Raw genomic sequence first — 21,490 nt, 5'->3', positions numbered from 1 at the left:
TATTATCGCTGGCACCGATGGGTCGAGTGCTATGGCATTTATGGTAAAATCCCGCCTTTTGAGGTCTTCCTCTATGTCGTCAGTGAACTCCACTTCTGCCTGTCTTCCCAGCGACTTCACATCTCGCCGCATGCGAACAACCTCAATGTGGATGAAGTCAAATTCAAGCCTTACAACCTGATATTTTTCTGGGAAAACGACCTTGGCATCAGGGAATAGCTTTACCATAACTTCGATGGGTGCGTTGGTGGCAATGTCGGCGTCTTTGGGTTCTCGTCCAAGGATTGCATCGCGCATGCAGCCACCAACGACATAAGCTTGATAACCCTCGTCTATGAATTTTTTGGCAACATTTGTTCCAATCCTTATTGCAGCAAATCTGCTTATGTTGCTTATTTTGCCGTATGCTTCATCCATCTATCTTTTGGCTACATGCTCTGATATCTTGCCTTTATCGGGTTTCTCAATAAGTCCTTTTTCGGTTACTATAGCCGTCACGAATCGCGCAGGGGTAACATCGAAAGCGGGATTGTAAGCTTTTGAGCTTTTGGGAGCAATTCTTCTTCCGCCACAGGTGAGAACTTCCTCCTCATCCCTTTCTTCAATCTTTATTCTCGTGCCATCAGCAGCTGAAAGGTCAAAGCTTGACAGAGGCGCAGCCACTATAAATGGCACCTCGAAAGTGTGGGCAGCAACTGCGAGGCTGAGCGTTCCTATTTTGTTTGCAACATCGCCATTGCGAGCTATTCTATCGGCGCCCACAAGAACATAGTTGACATCGCCCTTCATCATGAGCGATGCAGCGGCGGAATCGACTATAACCCTATGCGGAATTTCCCACGACGACAGTTCCCATGCAGTAAGCCTTGCCCCTTGCAGCAGCGGGCGGGTCTCATCAACATAAACCATGTCGACCTTGCCATCCTTAAAAGCTTGATAAACTACCCCGAGCGCAGTCCCTATTCCTCCTACAGCAAGCGCGCCAGTGTTGCAGTGGGTTAAGATTTTGCTTCCGAACTCGATAAGTCTTGCGCCATTTCTTGCTATTGAATAACTTTTTTCCTCCTCCTCTTTCAGGATAGCGTTCGCCATTTCGAATATCGCAGCTTTCAATTCACCGAGGTCGGCATCGGCAACGATGTTTACTACCTCCTGTGCTCTGCCCAATGCCGCGAAGAGGTTTACTGCGGTGGGTCTGGTCGATGCGATTCTTTTCAGCGTGTTTTCGAAAAGTGCGTTAAACCCCTCCTTCGAGCCTTCGAAATCTTTTATTCCGATATACACGCCAAAAGCAGCAGCAACGCCAAGCAATGGAGCTCCACGAATCGCCATCTTAATTATGGCATCCTCAAGCTCATCGAGGCTTTTTATTCGTAGCCAAACAACATTCTCAGGTAACTTTCGCTGGTCCAGTATGACGAGACAATCATCTTCACTATCCCAATATATGGGTTTTATCGGTTCATTCATTTTTCACCATCCTTTCCTACGCTTATGCAAGCGATATGCCAGAGTTGGGTTAATTATTTAACAGTAAACAATAAATATTACCAGTTTATGTCGAGGTTGAATCTAACGAGGAGCGAAATTCCGCTCTCTCCGTCAACTTTTCTGAACGAAAGCGTGGTTCTCGCCTCGGAAAAACGACCCATGATCGAAGGAACGATGTAAAGATTCCAGTAGCTATAATTTGTTTCTCGCCCCTGATACCTTTCTACCGCTGGGTTCGTGGTTTTGTATGAATATCTTTCGAAATTAATATTAAGCATAAGCCAGCTTTTTACAAAAGCCATTTGAAGTCCGTTTTCAACCTGTATCGCGTTGTTCTGTCGGCCTGAATAGTCTTCTCGCCTGAAATATACCGATGTGCGGTTTCTCAGTTTTTTCATTATTCTCTCGTTGGTCACAAGGTATATTCTGTTTTTCGAGGTTCCCGTGGCTCCCCAGCCATCGAATCTATGTGATATGGATGCCCTAACATCGAAATAAGGTGATGGATAGAATGTCGCGCCAAAATATATTTCCCCACCGTTGTCGTATGATATTGATGATTTGAAAAAAGAGCTTCTCAAGTTGATCGTGGTATTTTCCCCCACATATTTTCTTATTGAGGAGTAAAATCCGAGTTCCCCAGCCTGATAGTTTCTTATGTAAAAGTCGCTTTCGTCTAAGTAAAAAGTTTCGTAACCGCGGTCGCAGCTACCGTCGGAATAAAGCGCCAGAAAGTCTGGATGATAAGCCCAGAATTTTAGCACAAGGTTGGTTCTCCATCCCGAGTAGAGATTGGCGTTAAGTCCCCATGCACCGTTATCCAGAACGGCGAACTCGCTTCTTATTTTGCCTATTGAAAATTTTCTCTCGCCGAACACTGAACCTCCATATTGGGTTAATTTTGCCTCAAGCGTGTCCTTGGCAACCAATTTACCCCAGTAAATAACCAGTCCAATGCTCTCGTTGCGGTTTCGTCTGAATTTAGCTGAGAACGCTCCCATATACTGCGCTGACGAATTATAGCTATTAGCAGATAACGCCACGCTAACATTAACTTTCGGAAGAAGCCATATTTTTGCGAAAATACCGTTAGGGTCGCCGTAGTAGGGCGAGACAATGTAGTTTATCGCGCTGTTGTCACGCCACTTTGTGGAAATAGAAATGTTTCTTCCCACAAGCAAACCATAACCAAGACGCTTTCTGTAATAGTTTCCCACTATAAGCTCCATTTTATTGAATTTTAACCTTAGGTATCTTGATGCTACTTGAACTTGTCTGTCCCCCGAACGCCTGATACGCCATTGCGTTCGTATGTTGTCTCGCTCAAGGGTTACCTTAAGATTGCTGTATGGCTCATCGTCATATGGTGGCGAGTTGAATCCGCTTCTATAGTAAAGCCTTATAGAGCCATTTATAGGGACTCTCATCGGCGGGGAGATTTCAACGAAATGCTCGATTAGTCTGAAGTCACCGGGAAAATATTTTTTCGCCTCTTCAATGGATTTGAATGGACCGTATTTATTTCTCGCCTCGCTTAAAGCCTCTATGTCGCTTTCCTCGACGCCGGGAATCGCAAGCAGTCTTCTTAGATTACCGCTGTTAAGCTCGATCTTGCTTTCCATAAGGTTTATAAGCTCAATATATTGCCCATAAGTTATGTCTCCTGCTTCGAGCGCTGCGCTTATGTCATCAAAGCTTGTCAGATATTGAACACTCGCCTGTTGTGAAAGAGCAACTGTTGGAGTAAAAACGAGAATAATAAAGGCAAGCAATAAAGAGACAGTTTGATTTGTTATCCGGTCATGGTCACGAAAAATCATTTTAGTTAAGATAACTCGTTATCCCGTTTCAGGCAACGCACTATTTGGAATTAAGAAAAGATGTCGAGTTAATTTTTCACGAGTTTCGAAGCAGGTTAATCACATAGTTTCCACAGTTTAAGCCCTGTTTCTTGGTCTTCGGTGCGAGACAATTCATTCATGTCCCAAGGGATTATTACGATTTCTGCTGTTACTGATACCTCTGCGCTGAAAAGGTGACCCCCTATGGTTGAGAAGTCGTTTCTGCCCAAAACTGCGTGAACATGGACTAACGGCTCGTTATCAATAAACGAAATGTTGCCGGAAAGAGATAAAAGCTCGAATTCCCCGTCAAACTTCTTTTTCTTGTAACTCTTTTCCGCAAGGTCAAAGTAGCCTAATTCCGGTTCCTTTACGGCTCCTATTCCATTGACGAATCCACCTACGCCTTTCTCCCTCGCGAAAACGGCCAATCCCTCTAAGATATCCTCGCCGGGGGATAACTTCACGACCCATAGTTTGTCTGAAATCCTTTTGGCTTCCATCGCGAACTCCTTTTTATGTTGAACTGATAATAAAATGGGGTCTTCAAAAGAGACCCCACCCAAAAGCCGACTTAGCACTTTTTATGAAGCACACTTACAATCTTTCTTCCTCTTCTTTGGGTTTCTCGAATGTCGTGGTTAAGAACTCGAAAACCTTGTCCAGGGCATCACTTACTGCACCGGTGGAATTATCCATGTAATAAAGCGGGAATGTGAAGTAAACGGAGCGATAATTTCTCGAGGCGAACCTGCCTCCGATAATGTGGCCTATAAGGTCAACTCTTGTTATGCTGTCCGCCTGAGGATAATCGCCTGCCCTGTATATGGGTTCGACATAGGGAACTCCTGCAAAGTAGGGGAACAAAGCGATGTATCTAACATTTCCAAAGTAGTAGTAATCGTTTTCGTCATCGTGTGCGGCTTTCGATGTGTCTATGTGCATGTCAGGAAAATCGGGATGGCTCGCTTCAGCCCAGGTTATCCTTCCGGCAAAGTCACCACGACCAGTTATACCGAAGAGCTTAAACGGCACTGTCTTCATTATTACAACTATCCGTTCGTTGGGATTAGGGAAAAGGTCTGCTGCCTGGTCGAATATGCCATTGCCGTCAAATACTACTCTACCGCCTGTTACTATGTAGTCCGCGAGTTCTTCTATTGTAGTCATGCTTAATCCCAGAGGAATCATAACTCGCCTGTGGAACACATAAACTATGCTGTAGTTTCCGAGGAGGAATTTATTTATGGGAAGCTGCATTCCTGCAAGCCCTTTTACTATCATTGTATCGTAACTCTCAATATGTCCTGCAGCAACCAGCTCATCGAAGATGGATGTATAGAAGTCGCCGATGTCATCATTCCAGCCCCAATCTGGATTAGGTGTGTTCATTACTGCGAATATGGCAAGAAGTCTGTGGGGGAAGATATCATTGACTATTTGCTCGTGTATCGCGGAATCCGACGGGTCGAAGTAAGGTCTTACTGCGTAGAATTCGAATGTGTCGTGTGCGCCAGTGTAGAAAGCATCATCGCGAACTTTTATTATGAACCGCCAGTGTCCCGTTGGGATGTCGCGTAATATCGTGGATGTGCTTCTTACCCAACCATCCGTGGAGTCCATGCCACTATAGATCCCGCCAAGAGAATCATCCGCAAGTGATGTCCTTACTACCTCGCTTGGGTCATCGTAATTCTCAACCCACCAATAGTATTCGAGGATTACGGAGTTATCAGGGTCATGCGCTGTCCATGTGAACTCGACGCCGCCCCATTCCTCAGTAGTGTCATGAAGCATCCAGAATGTGTCGCCGGGGGACATCTTCTCGGGGTCGTATTTAATTCTCATTGTATCTGGCGGGGTGTTTATTCTGTAGAATATTCTGCACTCTGGCTTTGAGGCATTGCTGTCCTGGTCAATGGATTTAACGCAGAAAAGGTGTTCAGTAATGCTGTCGCCGGGTTCAAGCGAAAGGAATACCGTATCGACATTTCTCGTTATGTGAATCCATGTTATCGCTTTGCCGCCACCAATTCTTACTGTTTCTGGTATTTCGACTGCTCCTGTGTAATACGATTCATAAAGCACATCATCGCCCAACTTGCCTTTAGGAATGTCGATGTAGGCATACTCGATTATTCTTCCGTCTTTATCCGTCCCGAACCACCACAAAACAGGCGCTGAGCCGAAAACAGTGCTGTCAGGTGGAGCATTGTAAAAAATTATAGTTGGATTCTCAGGCTTGACCATCTCACCCTGATAACCGCATCCGACCATAACCGCCAAAACGACCAAAGCGAGCAATATGGCAATTATTATGCTCCTTCTCATTTCTCTCTCCTTTTATTTAGAATAGCATTGATATCGATATTCTGTGAACGGGTTCGGTGTAACGAGTAAGAGTTATCGAGTAATCTATTTTGCCTATTATTCCACCCAAGGCAGTGCGAATTCCTGCCCCGAACGATGCGAAATCGTTCTGATAGGGGAAATATTCTTCCTTGCCCTCATCGTTTTTAGGCTTGAATTTATAGCTTTTAGACTGGAATCTGTAACCTGCCCGCAGGAACATCATCTCTTTGTAAGCATACTCCATTCCGATGTTAAACTTTTCGATGTTGTCGTTGGGGTGGCTTCCCTCCATGTCGAGGGTTAATCTGTGGACTGGACCTTTTATTATCTCGCCCGCTGCGCCGAAGTGGAACGACATGGGTATGGGGAAACTTTGCGAGATGAATGTGAGGTCGGGTCCAAAGTTTGAGAGCATCATGCCAAGTCTCACATCATGGAATGCAGTTCTGTAAAGGGTCCCAATGTCCATAGCCCAACCGTTGGCAGTTTTGTCAGCGTAAAATTCCCCCACATACTTTAGGTTAACTCCCACAGAGAATCTATCGGTCAGCGGTCTTGCGTATGTAGCGCCGAGAGCCATCCCGCCAGCCGTGAATGTCCTTCCAGTGCCTTCGGGATGGTATGGCGTGGTCTCTTCCATCTTGGCAGTTGTTAGAGTGAAAAGCGAAACCCCTATCACGCCACCCATGGCAGGCATTGAGAACGCAGCGAATTCGTTGTGGATACCAGCGAAATGGCTTACATGCGCTAATGCCACCTGCTTCGAGGTTTGGTTTGCGAGTCCACCGGGATTGTAATAAATAGCGAATATATCGTCCGCCACACCGATGAATGCACTCGCCATACCCTCAGCACGCGCAGACGGCGAAATCTCAAGGAACTGACCAACGGCTGTGCCAACTTTAGCCTGCGAAAAAGCCACGGCTGGCAACAACGCCAGACATGTTAGCAAGATAAATTTTCTCATCTTCTGCCCCCTCAAATTACTTTATTATAACGAAAGTACCCGTTTGAATCTCACCAGTATCCAAGTCTTTAACGCTGTATACATATATTCCGCTTGATATAGCCTGGTCGTTAAGTGATATGAGGTTCCAGTCCTCAGCGCCAACCATTGCGGATGGGTTGGCTATCTCGTCGTGCACGAGAACTCTAACAAGGTCTCCGTCGACTGTTAGGATCCTAATCTCACATCGCTTTGGGAGGTTAAAGAACCTTATTTTTCTGGAGTACTCCGTCCACTCGCTGGTGTACGACTTTTCCCAGAACACCTTATAATCGTGGTCAACTCTGTATGGATTAGGAACAACCCTTACTTTTTTGTCAGTTATGGGTGTCCCTTTCGGCACGACCCATTTGGCGTAGTTAGTCTTGCTCGATTCGAGCGGTTCGAGGTTTTTCGAGGGTTTGCCGTAATCGTAAGCTGTAACGACTACATATTTATCGTCGCCCGGAAGAAGGTTTTCTATGACATAGTAGTAATATGTTTTCCCGTCGATAGTGGTTTCGGGTGGCATCCCCATGTTGTAGTCGAACGGCTGCGGTATGAGCGTGGTATCTCGACCCACAGGTTCACCTGATGGTGTTATTATCGGAATCGTATATGGCGTTGGAGTGGATACAAGCGAATCCGAGTAAATGGCCGAATAAGTCGTTTCCCCCGATGGAGAAATGTTTTGTATTATCCTTTCGCACTTAAGATAATCCACTTTGTCAAACTGTGCCAACGGGACGAAATACTTATCGAGATTTGCTTCCGCAATGTAAACCCTGTAGCCTTCGAAATCCTTAAGATGTGTTATCGGGTCTTCAGTGTTTTCTACCCCCTCACCTGTCCAAAGCACTATTATTTTATAATTTTCCGTTATAACCTTAAAGTCGGGCGCAGGTGGTGGCATGGGACCTTTGTAATCGGGTATTCCGTCGCCATTGTTGTCGAAAATCAATGCAGCCCAGTAAGCCGAGTATGCGAGGTCGTCAAAGTTAAATTCGCTTGGGTCCCACGCTGAACCCGTGTTTTGGGGGTTGGTATGGAAGCCTTCAGCCACGAAGAATGCTATGGTAACATGAACCTCGCTGTCGGGCTTAATTGATATCGGTCCGAAGGAGAGAAGGAAACGAGTATCGTAGCCATCCCTTATGTTCTGCCACCAAGTACCCGTAATAGGACAACCGCTCCAGTTGGGGTCGTCTTTGTATCTCTCTATATCGGTCTGGTCGTAGTCGAATTCACCGTTTGACATGACCTGATATTTCTTCAGGTCACCCTCGGGAGTGCCGTCCCAGCCGAGATCGACCATGCATGGACCCCAATCGTAGGTTTCGTCAGTGTTTGATATCCACCAGTTGTAGGAGAAGTTAAGGCTGTCGAGACATGTTCCAGCCGGACCCCTAAGAACTCGAACTGCCATAGCTCCTGTCGGGCTTCTGTCAGTGAATGCGCCGTCGGACGGGTCGCCATCGTTATCAGCTATCCAAGCAACCATAACCGGTATCGTTTCCGGCGGAACTGTGGTATAGTCGATGTAATATTTTATAAATCCAGTTATGTCATCCTGAGCGTAGTTCGGAGTTTGCACATGTCCACAGTCGCCATCGATGTAAAGTCCGATGTACATATCGGTGATGGTTCTCTTGTCAGCCCTTATGTTCTTGAATGTATAGTCGATGAAGACAATGTTTTTTGAATAATTGTAGCTCCAAGAGTAGCTTTCTTGGTGTATTGCTATACCTATAGGGGTATGGCCGGGATGGACTACAACAGGGTTTTTGCAGGTGTCCGAGAAATTGCCCACATAATCCTGTTCGGAGACAGCATCCGGGTCCCCCTTCAGGATGCTTCGCATAACGAGGGTGTCATCATCAAGATAACTCGGCAGAAGCTCATTGATATTTGTTACCCATCCGTCTTCGCCGACTGAGACCATGGTATCGCCAGCGATAACGGCTCCTATCCACAGTGCGCCCTGGAAAAGGTACTCGATTCCTGAGCAGCCGGGGTATTCAGCCGATGGTCTGCAGCCACCCGGTTCTCCACAGATTCCCTCGTCGTCAACAATGCAGTATCTGGGATTATCGTTACCACGCTGAGAGCCGAAAAATCCCCAGTTTGATACTGTAAAATAAAGTTCTCCCGCAGTGTGTGTTTTCTCATCGGTGTTGGGCTGGACTCCTGAAGTGCGAAGCCAACCGCCAGCTTCTGAGGACCTTTGCCCGCCAAGATTAAGGCCAAAACATACCTCAATCAAAAGTATTAAGATAGTAAGCGGCCAAATTATATTTTTCATATTTTTACTCCTTGTTTTACTTTCGGTTATATGTTCACTGCTCACCAGTTAAATTGCACGCCCAACCTTATGCTTATGGGCGGCTCCCAGTGAGCAGGGTTTTTCGAGTAATCGTCGCCATGGAAAACATATGTGGTATCATCAATCCACTCTACCCAGCTTTTATCGGGTTTGCCTGTATCGGAATAAACATACCGCACATTGTGCCTGTTGGTCAGGTTATCAACCATGACATAGAAGCTTGCGCGGTGCTTTCCGATGTCGAAATCCTTGCTGAACTTCATATCGAGATTGAACTGAGGCGGCATTCGTAGAGCATTGGTTCGCTCCCATGCTTTCTCGCCGGGTTTGATTTTGGGCTTGTATTCGGGGTTATTAACAGACGGGGTATAAGGGAAACCGCTTCCCCAATCAAATATGAAACTCAGCATCCAGCGGTCAGGAAGCTTGAGTCCAAATAGGTTCGGGTGCTCTCCCTTGCGCGCCATAAATCTAAGCGTTCCCTTGAGTCTGTGTCTCTGGTCCCAGTCAAGTGGCAGGTCACGAAGCGGTATTGCGGTCTGGTTGAACTGGGCGTCATAGCCACTTCTATCGGATGAGCTTTTACCGTATGCATAGGAGAATGTGTAGTTAGCAGTCAGGGACCAATAATTTGAGAGGGATTTATCAACGCTAATCTCGATGCCTCTTGAGCGTGCATAATCCGAATTGATGTAAACATCCTGAGTTAGAGGACCAAGCTTTGCGTGCGATGTATTTAGAAGGTCGTATATGTCCTTATAATAACCTGAGAACTGCACGGTTATTTCATCCGTTATCGCATATGCTACACCAAGCTCATAAGCCACAGTCTTCTCATATGTAAGATTAGGATTCCCGAGAAGTCTTCCCGCGTTGGATGCCTGAGTTGGGGTTTGATAGAAGTTATCAAATCCAGGGAGCTGATAGAAATGTCCGTAGCTGAAGAACAACTTCGAACGCTCTGTTATTGGATAGCTCATCCCCAGACGGGGAGAAATTGTTACTCTGCTTTTGGCTATAATCGTGTCTTCCCACCACGGTTCAAGCACTCTTCTCAACTCCTCCTGAGTGGTATCTTCAAGCACCTCTTTAGCCTGTATGAATGCGTCCAATCTTACGCCGACATTAGCTATTAACCCACCGTACTCCATCTTGTCCTGGACATAAGCGGCAAATGTCATAGGTGTCCTTTCGTAGAACGAGCGGAATACGCCGTGGTCAGGCCAGGGGTGAGTCGTGTCTGGAATACCATCGTATTTGTTCTCGGGATACTGAATCTCGTTCATTCCTATCTTAATCCTTTGAAATTCGATACCAGTTTTTATCTGATTGTGCCTGTCAACCTGGCTTGTGAGGTCACCTTTTAGCAAGAAAATACTTGCGGTTCGCTTGTGCCACACAGCCCACCTGTCGAACCCTCTATACTGGAAGCCACTGAATGGGTCGTATTTGCCGTTGCCATTGCGGTCCAGATAGGGTTCACCGGGGAACTTTGCGTTGGGGTATTCCTTGGGATCCCACTCGTCCCACTTGCCGTTGGGTGGGTCATATTTTCCATTCCCGTTGAGGTCAAGGAATGGCTCACCGAGTTCGCCGACATCATATTGTCCATTCCCGTTTGCATCGATGTAGTTGCACCACCGGTCTCTTCGGGTGAATAAGCCATCTTTGTTAATGTCTACATACTCTCCCCAGTCAGGACGACCATTTTCGTTTTTATCCACCCAAGTTAGTTCCTCAAGCAGAACTGTGTCTTCCGTCCAATACTGGCTCCCGAAAACATATTCTCCGAAATCTTTTATGCCATTTTTATTTATGTCTATCCATAGCGTTTCCATATGAAACTTTATGGGACTCAATCCGTTAATAAGGTCCTCATAGCTAAGGCCATAAGGGTAACCATCCAGGAATGGCTCTCCGTCCATGAACGGTTCACCAAGGTTAAGAGAATAATAACCGAACCATGGCGAGTTAAAATTGGTCATTCTTGGTTCGAATATTCCGTTATTATTGAAATCCACCCATGGTTCCTCACCAATGCGGGGAGGTATGGTGTCTGAATAAATTGTATCAAGTCGTAAAATTTCATCACGTGTGGCGGGATCTTTCCAGATTGTGTCAATCCTTTCAATACCAGGGATCCATCCTTCACCATAATCCCACATTCCGTTACCATTTGCGTCCCACCACTGAAGCCTTACCTGCGGTTTTCCATCACCATTTATGTCGACCCATTCGTCAAGAGTTCCGTACACGGTTGAATCGACCATAAAGTCCCCAGGAGTAAGGCCGCCGGGTGTAAGCGTTCTTTTAGTGGTCAGATAGCCTGCTCTCGCTATGTAAAAAGTTCTCGGTGATATGTTGTGCGTAACGCTCACATTAAATTGGTGAGCAAATCTTTTGCTTATGTAACTTGATTTCGGCGTGTAGTAAAATGTCCAATCGAAGTTGCGCCATTTACTCCAGTTACCCGTGTAGGAAGCCACCACCTTCAAGGATGGGCTTAGTTTCTGTTTAAGTTTCAAAGTAGCCTGATACTGGTTCACTCTTCGCTCAGGGAAGAATCCGTACCAGCCATACTTTATCTTATACGGAACATTAAGCTCCTCAAGCGTTGCTATAGGTTGACCTCCCTCGGGGTAGTCGAGGTCAAACTTTCTATTGTATGGGAGTCTCGTATCGCTGTTCTCACCTGATACCGAGAGGAAGTATGATATCCTTTTATCGCGCGGAAGCTTAATCCCTATAAGCGGCATCAGATATGTTGTTATCGGCTCAGGACCTGAAATCGAGAAGTCGAGTCTATCAGCGAATGTCGAATATTTGTTGAGGGGCTTAATTCGGAAGTTCGTTGTGGAGTAACCAATTGAACCAGCAAACTTATTCGGGTCACCCTCCTTGGTAACTATCGATACTACTGCGGAAAGTGCATTACCATATTCTGCATTGAATGCTCCAGTTTGCGTTTGAACCTCCTGAACAGCGTATGTTGAAACCGTTAGCGCCTGATAACCGTAAGTAGGGTCCTGCACAGGCATACCATCAACTCTGTACGACACCTCGCGAGCTCTGCCACCGCGGAAGTGAAGCACTCCACCGCGTTCGACAACACCAGCCTGAATTTCAAGGACCTCGTTCACCGTAGTAACCGGCATCGACTCTATCTGCTCGGCATCGGTATATGTTCCCGATGATGTGACATCTTTCTGTATTTTCTCCCTTTTTGCCGTTATAACCACTGGCTCAGCTTTAATAGCCTCCGATTGCAGCTCGAAGTTGACGGTGGTGGTTTTGTCCGCATGGACTACAACATTCTTAACTATCACAGCTCTGTAACCAACTGCCGAAGCCTTAACATCATATACGCCCGGTCTTAGATTGAGAACGAAATAATATCCATCAATGTCTGTCGCTGCACCGGTTATAACTTTTCCCGTGGCGGGATTTATGACCTCTATGTTTGCTGCTATTATAGGTTCCCCCGTCTGTTTATCCGTAACTCTACCTGCTATTTTCCCAGTAACACCTGCAAAGGATAGATTAACAATGGACAATAGTAGTAAAAACATTAATAAGCCAAAGAATTTACCTTTCATAACTATCCCCCTTGCCTTTTAATTCACATCTTTATAAGTAAATCAACAACATAATAAGTGTCAAGATTAGATTAAAATTTTTCGTTTCGCAAGAAAAATAGCACAAGCGGGATTATTGTTTGACCGTTTTTTGAAATTTGTGTTGACAAACACCCATGATATCGTTATTTCCTCATTGCTGAATCGATAAAAGATTTAAGGAGGAAAACAATGGCTCATAAAAAAGGAGTAGGTTCATCAAGAAACGGTCGGGATAGCGCAGGGCGAAGACTTGGCGTTAAACGATTCGCCAATCAGTTCGTAAAAGCGGGAAATATCATAATCCGCCAGCGCGGAACCAAGTTCCATCCCGGCAAAAATGTAGGGAAGGGCAAGGATGATACCCTTTTCGCCCTCGTTGACGGCGTGGTTAGGTTCGGTTACAACAAGTTTGGCAAAAAGACCGTATCGGTGATTCCGATTGAATAAGATTTTTCGAGGTAACGAGTATTTTACCAGCGGGGATGCTTGTCCAAACGAGCATCCCTTTTTATTTTAATCAGCGATGGTTGGTGAAGATAGGATACCGAAAATATTTAGGTTGAGTTCATACGACTACGACCTTCCAGAAGAGCTTATTGCTCAATTTCCCGCTGAGCCGCGGGATTCAGCCACACTGCTTTATATTCCCAAAGCGGGTGAGCCGAAAAAGCTCGTGTTTCGCGAGCTACCGAAATTACTCCATAACGACGATGTGCTGATATTAAACGATGTTGCGGTTCTGCCGGCAAGACTTTATGGAAAGAAAACGACTGGCGGGAAAGTTGAGTTTCTGCTGCTTGAGAATATCGATGATTATGTGTGGAAAGTGCTCGTCCGTCCGGGAAGAAGAATCAGGGTTGGCACGAGGGTTTTGTTTGGGCAGGGGCTTGAGGCTACGGTCATAAAACGCAATGAGGACGGCAGCAGAGTGGTCAGATTTTCTCTGGCTGGCAAGGATTTTTTCGAAATACTTGAGCGTATTGGGCATACACCTCTTCCGCCTTACATAAAGCGCGAGGACACGCGCTACGACAGGGAACGGTATCAAACGATTTACGCGAGAAAGCCCGGTGCTGTTGCTGCTCCGACTGCGGGGCTTCATTTCACTGATGAACTTATGGATAAAATAGTCCATATGGGCGTCAGAATTGGTTTCGTCACTTTGAATGTCGGCTGGGGAACTTTCGAGCCGATAAAAACGGACGACATCCGCGAGCACAAAATGCATCGTGAGTATTATGAGATTCCACCTGAAACTGCCCAGCTAATCAACGAAGCCAAGAAATCGGGAAGAAGGGTCGTTGCCGTGGGCACAACAACAACGAGAGCTCTGGAATCCGCTGCACTACGATCATTTCCGATTGAACCCCATGCCTCGTGGACGGACCTTTACATTTTCCCTGGCTTTGAGTTCAAAGTCGTGGATGCGCTTATAACCAATTTCCATTTACCGCGTTCATCACTTCTCGTTATGGTCTGCGCTTTTGCAGGCTATGAGCGGGTTATGAAAGCATACGAGTTCGCTCTCAAGGAAAAATTTAGATTTTTTTCGTACGGTGATGCAATGTTTGTAGAAAAAATATGTTAATTTTGAAAATTTTTATTATATTAAAATTGATTTAAGCTAACGGGTTTTTCTTTAAATGATGGAATTAAGTGAAAAGGAGTATGAGGCTTTAGTTGAGCTTTTGAAGGATTTGGCGGATACCTCCAGAGCGTGGGCAACGCTCCTTGCGGACAAATACGGTGAGCTTATAGCCGGCATCGGAGACATTCGCTACTCCGAGGCAGTCAAAATAGCGTCGCTCGCTTCGACGACCTTCTCGAGCATGCAGGACCTAAGCAAAACGATAGGAGAGAAAGAAGAACTTAAGATACTCGCCAAAAGCGGTAAAAAGTTTAACATAGTCATATCACCAATTAAGAGTGAGGCATTCCTTGTGATAGTGACACCATCCTCATTACCTATAAGTAGCCTGATGAGCAAAGTGCTGGATACGGTGGAAAGGCTCGCTATGGTTCTCGACCTGGTGCATAACAAGAAAAACGAGCAGAGGAAAATTAACTCAAGCCACATTTAAACTGATTGTTAAAATTAGCCGAGTTGCGTTGCAGCTACATTTATTAGTGTGAGTCGAATCGTTTTAATATCTCACTTAAAAAATCCCTCTAAAAAACTCGTATCGAAATCTCCCGAGGTGAATCGGGAATCCTCCATGACCTTTTGATGGAAAGGAATGGTAGTCTTCACACCATCTATAATGAACTCTTTAAGAGCTCTTCGCATTCGGGATAGGGCTTCGCCTCTGTTTTCCCCCCATACTATAAGTTTTGCTATCATAGAATCATAGTAAGGTGGTATCACATATCCAGCGTAGACATGAGTATCGACTCTTATACCCGGACCGCCGGGCACATGAAAGCTCTCTATTTTCCCTGGACAGGGGGCGAAGTTGTTATCGGGGTCTTCAGCGTTAATCCTGACCTCAATAGCGTGTCCCTCAAACTTTATGTCTTCCTGCTTAAATCTTAGTCCTTCACCGCTTGCTATCCTAAGTTGCTCCTTGACTATGTCAACGCGGGTTACCATTTCGGTTACAGGGTGCTCGACCTGGATTCGCGTGTTCATCTCCATGAAGTAGAAATTCTTATCTTTATCTACGAGGAATTCTATTGTCCCTGCGCCGCGATAGTTTATTTTTTTGGCTCCTGCTACGGCAGCAGTTCCGAGTTTCTCCCTGAGTTCATCGTCAACGAATGGCGACGGTGATTCCTCAATAAGTTTTTGGTGTCGCCGCTGGATTGAGCAATCTCTTTCGCCAAGATGTATAACATTGCCTTTACCGTCACCGAGCAACTGAACCTCAATGTGTCGTGGGTTTACTATTAACTTTTCTATATAAACGCCTGGATTTCCGAAAGCGGCCTGTGCTTCGCTGCGCGCCATCTCAAAATTTTTTATTAGTTCAGCCTCGTTATTAGCGGTTCGCATTCCTTTACCACCGCCGCCTGCAGTGGCTTTTATCATCACAGGGTAACCTATGTCTTTCGCGATTTTTATGGCTTCATCGAGGTCTTCCACCACTCCATCGCTGCCTGGAATCACGGGTACACCGGCTTCCCTCATCAGTCTTTTCGCCTCCGCCTTATCTCCCATAGCCCGAATTTGTTCTGGTGTTGGACCCACGAATATTATGTTATGCGCTTCACATATTTCTGCGAAATCAGCGTTTTCAGCAAGGAAACCATAACCCGGATGTATAGCGTCGGCACCAGTAATGACGGCAGCAGAAATAATTCTTCTTGGGTCAAGGTATGATTCGCTCGATTTGGGTCCGCCTATTCTTACACTCTGGTCAGCAAGCCAGACATGAAGGCTGTCCTCATCGGCTTCGGAATGAACTGCTATAGTAGTAAGGCCGAGTTCCATGCAGGCGCGAATAATCCTTAGCGCTATCTCGCCGCGGTTTGCTATGAGAACTTTTTGCATAGTTTGAAAAGTTATTATTTCGTGCCAGTTTGTCAAGCAAGAGGAATAGTAAAAAAGCGGAAATTAACAACTAAGCCATTTAACATGGCGATTTTGGGACTTCCGATTATTCTGCTTTTATGCTTTTCCTTGGTCGAATAAGACCGAGGGTTTTTCTTATAAGTTTAAGATTAAGTTCTGTCTGGCTTTCGAACTCGCCCCTGTATGCGGCTTTAGCTTGTGAAAGCTCATAACAAGTGGCAGAATCTATTCGTATTAAAATAATATGTAGACCGCTCCCGTCGAATTCGTCCTTGTGCTTGACGAAGAACTCCTCGCAGCAAGAACCGATGTAACCTTTAACTCCTTTCTTTCTCAGCCACCGATGTGTTTGCACGAGGTGTTCAAACGATGTTATCGTCATCGGTTTTAGTCCGCTCGCGAGCGCTATCTCGTAGCCTTTACCAACGCTGCACTGACCGCACATAGGACAGTCCACATCGTGGCGCCACGCGCATCCAACAAGTTTCGAACAATACGGGAAAAGAAAGTATTCAAAGTCGTAGTCTTCTATTCTTCTTAGGTCGATGTTGGCGAACATTATATTGTTCGTTTCCTCAAATGTTAAGCCACGACGAACGAGTTCGATTTTCTCTATAGCCATTGAGAGCGCATCGGCAAAGTTTTTTGGAGAAACTCCTATAAAGTCAAATTTGTTTTTAACAAAAAATTCATCAACCTTCTCGCGGGCCTTTTTAGGATTAGCTGGGATAAACTTAAGCGATGCCTCGAGGTCGGGGATTATCCTTTTCGGCGTGACGAAGAAATCCCCCCAGAACTGCACAGATGTCACCAGTTTCTTATCCACTTCCACATGTGCTGCCGCTCGCACGACACCGTCAGCCCGGGAAACGCCAGTTAGCGTTCCTTTCCGCGAGGATGGGTTATCTATCTTGTAAATCCACTCATCCGAGGAAAAAAGCTTTATAAGTTCATTGTAGATTTCTCGTTCTCTGTCCGTTAGCTGCGAGGGTATCGGTTCAATTCCAAGTACTTCAGTAAACCCAATGAGCAATGCATTTTTCAGAACTTCAGGTTCTGGGAGAGGTGATAGGAGCTCCTCAAGAAAGACCACTCGTTCCTTTATCGATTCGAGTCCATGTCGTCCAAGCTTTTCTGCGGGAACCCGCAACGCTTTGAGCATATCCTCCGCCACATTTTTCACAAGTAGTGTTCCCTGAAACATGAATGCATGCTCATCCGATGCGCCACCTGTGCCTGAGATTTTGCGACCATCCACCTCGATGTCGTTTCTCGGGCGGAACTGAGCGCGCACCCCAAGCTTCCTGAGTCCCGCCACACCGCAAGCTGATATCATCTCGTAAAGTTTTTGAGGATTTTTAGGAAATCCTTTGTCGAAACGCGCAAAAAATTCCCAGCCTATCTGTGATGGGTCGAAAAAGATTGCACCGCCACCCGTTATACGGCGGTTAACATGCCAGCCGCGCTCACGAATGTAACTTAACCTTGCCTCCTGTGCAGGGGATTGATATCGTCCAACGAGCACACAAGGCGGTGAGAACCTAAGAAATCTTATTACAGGTATAGCATGGGGATTCTCAGATTGTGCTCTCAACAACGCTTCGTCAAGAGCCATATTCTGGGCTGCCGTTAGAATCCCTGTGTCGATAACGCGTACTTTCATCGATGGTGTTACTCTTGATATTACGGTTAGCAATAACCGATTCGTTCACTCTTTGGGTTCTATTAACTCTACTCGTCTTTTGTGGCGTTGCCCCTGTGGGGTGTCGCCGTCGAAGCCAGTCGTGAGAAACCTAAGCGTTATCTCGAGTGCATCGTCTGGTTCCGTGAACCTTCCCGCAAGACAAAGAATGTTTGCATTGTTATGCCTTCTCGCCAGCTCAGCGAATGTGGCATCGCGGCATAGCGCAGCTCTTATACCTTTTATCTTATTAGCCGACATCGACATGCCGAGCCCCGTGCCGCATATAAGAATGCCGAATTCGAACTCACCAGCAGCTACTGCTCGTGCCACCCTGTGCGCGTAAACGGGATAATCGCATGCTGTAGGATAATGGCATCCTAAATCCTCAACTTCGTATCCCAGCGATTTGAGTCGGTCCCGCAGGAACTCTTTTAGCTCAAATCCGGCGTGGTCGTTTCCTATCGCTATCCTCATTTTTATCCTCGCTTTTTATGGTTCTACCAAACTATTAACATCAATCTCGGATAGCAAGAATATTGGACCATCGCGGCACACAGTTTTATAACCTGATTCGAGTTTGACCACGCATCCCCGGCAAACACCAATTCCGCAAGCCATTCTTTGTTCAAGAGAAACCCAGCAGGTGTTGTTTTTTGACTCAAGAATCCGTTTAAGCGCCCTAATCATGGGCGTTGGTCCACAGGCATAGATAACATCGTCTTTTGTGATTATTAGCCCATCGAGAACTGTTCCTTTCTCGCCCTTGCTGCCGTCTTCGGTGAAAATGCGAAACTTTATGTCAGGGAACTTTTTATCAAGAAGATATTCGGCACTTTTTTCGCCGTAGAGTAGTTCAAAATTTTGCCCGGTCTTTATAAGCTCCCTCGCGAAGAAAATAAGCGGAACCACTCCTATCCCGCCGCCGATAAGAATAGCTTTACTCTCTGGGGTGGGGAAAGGTTTTCCCAGCGGTCCGAATGCCGAAAGTTGGGTATGCCTTCGCACTAAAGATAGGTTTTTTGTGCCCTCACCGACTACTCTGAAGACGATAGTGACCCTGTTCCCGTCAACACCTGCTATGCTTAGGGGGCGCCTGAGAAATCTTCCGGGAACCTCAAGCATAACGAATTGTCCCGGTTTAGCCTTACTGGCTATTTGAGGCGCGAAAAGCTCGAGAAGATAGGTGTTTTTGCTAAGCCAGATTTTATCGAGAACCTTGGCTGAAATTTCGTAGGGCATAATTTGTTGCTCTTTTTTCTAAAATTTTATTTCAAATCTTTTAAGCGTTGGGTCAACTGGTAGTTCGGTGATTTTAATGTCAGTAACCATTGCCGATATAGGTCCCTTTCTCAACTTATCCACGAATTCGGCGAGTGATTGCTCGTCACCCTGCGCCATAACCTCTACCGAGCCGTCCCTAAGATTTCTGACAAAACCGCTTATCCCGAGTTCATTGGCGACCCTGTATGCGAAATACCTGTATCCAACACCCTGAACTATTCCGTAAACGAGGATGTGATATCTTTTAGTCTCCATTCTCGGATAATTTTGCGAAAGCAATGGCTATTTCTACTGCTTCTTTTGGGGTTTTTGCTTGTTTTACTCCCTTTATTTCAAAAGAAGCGAGTCCGACGACGGTTTTGCCGTAAATTTGAGCGAACGATATTTCGGAAAGTGTCCCCCAGCTTCCGTCGATAGCTATGACGGCGTCGCCAACGAGGGGAACTATGGCATTTCGTGCGTGTCCCAAACCCGTAGGTATGGGATAATCTATATATTCATTTGCTTTTTCCCGGGAGCTGCCCGGCAGGATCCCTATAACTGTTCCACCGGCATTTTTGGCTCCTCTTGCCACGGCTTCCATGACGCCGCCCAGGCCACCGCACACTATTACAGCGCCCTTTTCTGCTAAAAGTTTGCCTACTTCCTCAGCAAGTTTCTCTGTTTCAGGGTTGGCGTTGTGACCGCCTACTATTGATATCCAGGGGGCTTTTCTTGGATTCTGTATCATTGTAAGTATTTACTAACCTTATCGGGGCGCCCGGATTTGAACCGGGGACCTCACGGACCCGAACCGCGCGCGCTTCCAGGCTGCGCTACGCCCCGATTTCATCTCATATTAGGAACGAATTCGCACCAAGCAAGAAGAAATTTAAAATCGAAGTTGAACACTCTTGACTATAATTCAAATTCTTGATATTTTGAAAAACACGGAAGCTAGTGAGGGCACGATGAAACATGCGTTCCTTGTTTTGATTGCTCTTTTTGTTTTGGTAGCTTCACAAGAGGTTTCCGTTCCATTTGACTCCACTGGCAAAATTCAGGTGGTTGACGAAAAACTTAATAAAAAGCTCGGTTTATTTCCCAACATATCAGGCTTCAAGCAGGCGCAAATTTTCAAAGTTTCCGACACACTTTATTCGCTTGAGGTCACGCGGGAGGAGAGCGGCAAATTAATACGCGAGCGTAAAACCATGACCGTGGCGGAGTACCTGAGGCTAACGGCAAAAGTCGATTCCATTCTCGCCGTCAAACCCATTGCTTCTGAAATAAGAGCTGCGAAAATAAAGCTTTTAACGGGGTCGCTCATCCTTTCGGCTGGGTATTACGGCTGGGCATTGCCTTATTCGATGGATATAGAGGATGACCGCTCGGTAGTGGCTTTATATATGCTTACATCTGCGGGCGGATTCCTGATTCCTCTTCTTGCAACAAGGGGACAGCGGGTTACCGATGCCGAAGCTACAATGGCGATATACGGCGGGACGAGAGGAATAATTCACGGGATATACATTAGCCGCCTTCTTAAAAAGGACCCTAATTCACGATATGTGCACGGAGTCAATGTTGCTACAAGCATTATTGAGGGTGTTACTGGCTATGTGGTTGCGCACAAAACGAAAATGAGTTCTGGAACTGCCGACATAATAGGTGCATGTGGCGATTTCGGAAGCTGGCTGGGCTGGGGAACGGCATTTCTCGCGGATTACACTTTCGATGACCACCCAAAAGAGAAATCGGGGCTCGTGCTTTTGGGACAGGCGTTAGGGATTGCTGCGGGCAAACTGTGGTCCGAAAAGCAGGATTTCACGAGAGGCGACGCGACTATAGTTTACGGAAGCGGAGTTTTGGGCGGATTTCTTGGCGGGGGAATAGCTCAGGCTTTGGACAGGGATAATGCGGATTTGACTGTTGGCAGTGCGATGGTTGGCTCGGTTTTGGGACTTGTTGCCGGCGGCGCAATGACTAAAGGAAGGGATTTCACGACTGGTCAGGCTGCGTTAATAGCTCTTTCGGAAACAGCATGTGGACTTCTTGGACTTGGGATTAGCTATCTTACGACTGATAATTGGGGAGTATATACGCTCGGCACTGCGTTGGGTGCTGGGCTGGGGTTCGGTCTGGCGTATAAGGCATTTGAGGGCAAGGTGAAGGTGGGTGAACTGGGTAGGTTAAGTGTGAATGTCAATCCTTTAATGCTATCAAATATAAATATCTGCGAATTATCTTCGGATAAGGGTGGTTTGCCTATTCTTATGCTTATATGGGAAATGAATTAACCATAAATCTTGTTATTAAAAAAGTATCTAACACTGTCTCTTGACTTTAATAATATGAGCAATTTAATTTCTTAAATAAATCAAAGCTGGAGTAAATAGATGTAGAAGCAATAAAAAGATCTTTTG

Annotated in this window: 18 protein-coding genes and 1 tRNA gene; 4 read left to right on the top strand and 15 right to left on the bottom strand. The window is 46.0% G+C overall.

The annotated features are described in order from the left end of the window. The 8 genes from J7J62_05900 to J7J62_05865 all read right to left on the bottom strand — a co-directional run. Nucleotides 1–417: CCA tRNA nucleotidyltransferase (locus tag J7J62_05900; protein MCD6124687.1), on the bottom strand; the 417-nt coding region annotated here is incomplete at its 3' end. Continuing rightward, nucleotides 418–1,470, bottom strand: coding sequence for an S-methyl-5-thioribose-1-phosphate isomerase (gene mtnA / locus J7J62_05895; protein ID MCD6124686.1), 1,053 nt, complete (start codon nt 1,468–1,470; stop codon nt 418–420). Nucleotides 1,471–1,547: 77 nt separating this feature from the next. After that, the gene (locus tag J7J62_05890) at nt 1,548–3,263 is read right to left on the bottom strand and encodes a hypothetical protein (GenBank protein MCD6124685.1); all 1,716 of its coding nucleotides are present in this window, start codon (nt 3,261–3,263) and stop codon (nt 1,548–1,550) included. A 143-nt stretch (nt 3,264–3,406) separates the two neighbouring features. After that, the gene (locus J7J62_05885) at nt 3,407–3,835 is read right to left on the bottom strand and encodes a DNA-binding protein (protein MCD6124684.1); all 429 of its coding nucleotides are present in this window, start codon (nt 3,833–3,835) and stop codon (nt 3,407–3,409) included. 94 nt (nt 3,836–3,929) lie between these two features. Further along, complete coding sequence (locus J7J62_05880; protein MCD6124683.1) at nt 3,930–5,663, bottom strand: hypothetical protein; 1,734 nt, start codon at nt 5,661–5,663, stop codon at nt 3,930–3,932. 16 nt (nt 5,664–5,679) lie between these two features. Further along, nucleotides 5,680–6,651, bottom strand: a complete 972-nt coding sequence (locus tag J7J62_05875; GenBank protein MCD6124682.1) for a PorV/PorQ family protein — start codon at nt 6,649–6,651, stop codon at nt 5,680–5,682. 16 nt (nt 6,652–6,667) lie between these two features. After that, nucleotides 6,668–8,971, bottom strand: a complete 2,304-nt coding sequence (locus J7J62_05870; protein ID MCD6124681.1) for a hypothetical protein — start codon at nt 8,969–8,971, stop codon at nt 6,668–6,670. Between the two features lie 41 nt (nt 8,972–9,012). After that, nucleotides 9,013–12,588: a TonB-dependent receptor gene (locus J7J62_05865; GenBank protein MCD6124680.1), complete on the bottom strand. Its 3,576-nt coding sequence runs from the start codon at nt 12,586–12,588 to the stop codon at nt 9,013–9,015. A gap of 210 nt (nt 12,589–12,798) precedes the next feature. Between J7J62_05865 and rpmA the strand changes: the two genes are divergently transcribed. From rpmA to J7J62_05850, 3 genes are all read left to right on the top strand, one after another. Beyond that, complete coding sequence (gene rpmA, locus J7J62_05860) at nt 12,799–13,056, top strand: 50S ribosomal protein L27 (protein ID MCD6124679.1); 258 nt, start codon at nt 12,799–12,801, stop codon at nt 13,054–13,056. A 76-nt stretch (nt 13,057–13,132) separates the two neighbouring features. After that, nucleotides 13,133–14,197, top strand: coding sequence for a tRNA preQ1(34) S-adenosylmethionine ribosyltransferase-isomerase QueA (queA, locus tag J7J62_05855; GenBank protein MCD6124678.1), 1,065 nt, complete (start codon nt 13,133–13,135; stop codon nt 14,195–14,197). Between the two features lie 55 nt (nt 14,198–14,252). Further along, on the top strand, nt 14,253–14,690 hold the full coding sequence (locus tag J7J62_05850; GenBank protein ID MCD6124677.1) for a roadblock/LC7 domain-containing protein: 438 nt from the start codon (nt 14,253–14,255) through the stop codon (nt 14,688–14,690). Nucleotides 14,691–14,761: 71 nt separating this feature from the next. Here the strand turns inward: J7J62_05850 and accC are convergent, their stop codons facing one another. From accC to J7J62_05815, 7 genes are all read right to left on the bottom strand, one after another. Continuing rightward, nucleotides 14,762–16,099, bottom strand: a complete 1,338-nt coding sequence (gene accC, locus J7J62_05845) for an acetyl-CoA carboxylase biotin carboxylase subunit (protein MCD6124676.1) — start codon at nt 16,097–16,099, stop codon at nt 14,762–14,764. 106 nt (nt 16,100–16,205) lie between these two features. Continuing rightward, nucleotides 16,206–17,783, bottom strand: coding sequence for a lipoate--protein ligase family protein (locus tag J7J62_05840; protein ID MCD6124675.1), 1,578 nt, complete (start codon nt 17,781–17,783; stop codon nt 16,206–16,208). Between the two features lie 45 nt (nt 17,784–17,828). Continuing rightward, nucleotides 17,829–18,278 carry a ribose 5-phosphate isomerase B gene (gene rpiB / locus J7J62_05835; GenBank protein ID MCD6124674.1) on the bottom strand — a complete coding sequence of 150 codons (450 nt, stop codon included), beginning with the start codon at nt 18,276–18,278 and terminating at the stop codon, nt 17,829–17,831. 15 nt (nt 18,279–18,293) lie between these two features. After that, nucleotides 18,294–19,043: a dihydroorotate dehydrogenase electron transfer subunit gene (locus tag J7J62_05830; protein MCD6124673.1), complete on the bottom strand. Its 750-nt coding sequence runs from the start codon at nt 19,041–19,043 to the stop codon at nt 18,294–18,296. A gap of 18 nt (nt 19,044–19,061) precedes the next feature. Beyond that, entirely contained in the window at nt 19,062–19,340 is a 279-nt protein-coding gene (locus J7J62_05825; GenBank protein MCD6124672.1) for an acylphosphatase, read from the bottom strand. Next, nucleotides 19,330–19,815, bottom strand: coding sequence for a TIGR00725 family protein (locus J7J62_05820; GenBank protein MCD6124671.1), 486 nt, complete (start codon nt 19,813–19,815; stop codon nt 19,330–19,332). Before J7J62_05820 ends, J7J62_05825 begins: the two co-directional genes overlap by 11 nt. A 21-nt stretch (nt 19,816–19,836) precedes the next feature. Then, nucleotides 19,837–19,910, bottom strand: a tRNA-Pro gene (locus tag J7J62_05815). 125 nt (nt 19,911–20,035) lie between these two features. Between J7J62_05815 and J7J62_05810 the strand changes: the two genes are divergently transcribed. Further along, nucleotides 20,036–21,364: a hypothetical protein gene (locus tag J7J62_05810; protein ID MCD6124670.1), complete on the top strand. Its 1,329-nt coding sequence runs from the start codon at nt 20,036–20,038 to the stop codon at nt 21,362–21,364. The last annotated feature ends 126 nt before the right edge of the window (nt 21,365–21,490 follow it).

The organism is bacterium, from assembly GCA_021159335.1.
Taxonomy (GTDB): domain Bacteria; phylum UBP14; class UBA6098; order B30-G16; family B30-G16; genus JAGGRZ01.
Note: the sequence above shows the minus strand (reverse complement) of the source record. Positions and strands in the feature narration are given on the sequence as shown.

What these genes read in the sequence shown, in the direction of transcription:
- mtnA (MCD6124686.1), bottom strand. Translation starts at nt 1,470, where the DNA reads ATGAATGAACCGATAAAACCCATATATTGGGATAGTGAAGATGATTGT.
- J7J62_05885 (MCD6124684.1), bottom strand. Translation starts at nt 3,835, where the DNA reads ATGGAAGCCAAAAGGATTTCAGACAAACTATGGGTCGTGAAGTTATCC.
- J7J62_05880 (MCD6124683.1), bottom strand. Translation starts at nt 5,663, where the DNA reads ATGAGAAGGAGCATAATAATTGCCATATTGCTCGCTTTGGTCGTTTTG.
- J7J62_05875 (MCD6124682.1), bottom strand. Translation starts at nt 6,651, where the DNA reads ATGAGAAAATTTATCTTGCTAACATGTCTGGCGTTGTTGCCAGCCGTG.
- J7J62_05870 (MCD6124681.1), bottom strand. Translation starts at nt 8,971, where the DNA reads ATGAAAAATATAATTTGGCCGCTTACTATCTTAATACTTTTGATTGAG.
- J7J62_05865 (MCD6124680.1), bottom strand. Translation starts at nt 12,588, where the DNA reads ATGAAAGGTAAATTCTTTGGCTTATTAATGTTTTTACTACTATTGTCC.
- rpmA (MCD6124679.1), top strand. Translation starts at nt 12,799, where the DNA reads ATGGCTCATAAAAAAGGAGTAGGTTCATCAAGAAACGGTCGGGATAGC.
- queA (MCD6124678.1), top strand. Translation starts at nt 13,133, where the DNA reads ATGGTTGGTGAAGATAGGATACCGAAAATATTTAGGTTGAGTTCATAC.
- J7J62_05850 (MCD6124677.1), top strand. Translation starts at nt 14,253, where the DNA reads ATGATGGAATTAAGTGAAAAGGAGTATGAGGCTTTAGTTGAGCTTTTG.
- accC (MCD6124676.1), bottom strand. Translation starts at nt 16,099, where the DNA reads ATGCAAAAAGTTCTCATAGCAAACCGCGGCGAGATAGCGCTAAGGATT.
- J7J62_05840 (MCD6124675.1), bottom strand. Translation starts at nt 17,783, where the DNA reads ATGAAAGTACGCGTTATCGACACAGGGATTCTAACGGCAGCCCAGAAT.
- rpiB (MCD6124674.1), bottom strand. Translation starts at nt 18,278, where the DNA reads ATGAGGATAGCGATAGGAAACGACCACGCCGGATTTGAGCTAAAAGAG.
- J7J62_05830 (MCD6124673.1), bottom strand. Translation starts at nt 19,043, where the DNA reads ATGCCCTACGAAATTTCAGCCAAGGTTCTCGATAAAATCTGGCTTAGC.
- J7J62_05825 (MCD6124672.1), bottom strand. Translation starts at nt 19,340, where the DNA reads ATGGAGACTAAAAGATATCACATCCTCGTTTACGGAATAGTTCAGGGT.
- J7J62_05820 (MCD6124671.1), bottom strand. Translation starts at nt 19,815, where the DNA reads ATGATACAGAATCCAAGAAAAGCCCCCTGGATATCAATAGTAGGCGGT.
- J7J62_05810 (MCD6124670.1), top strand. Translation starts at nt 20,036, where the DNA reads ATGAAACATGCGTTCCTTGTTTTGATTGCTCTTTTTGTTTTGGTAGCT.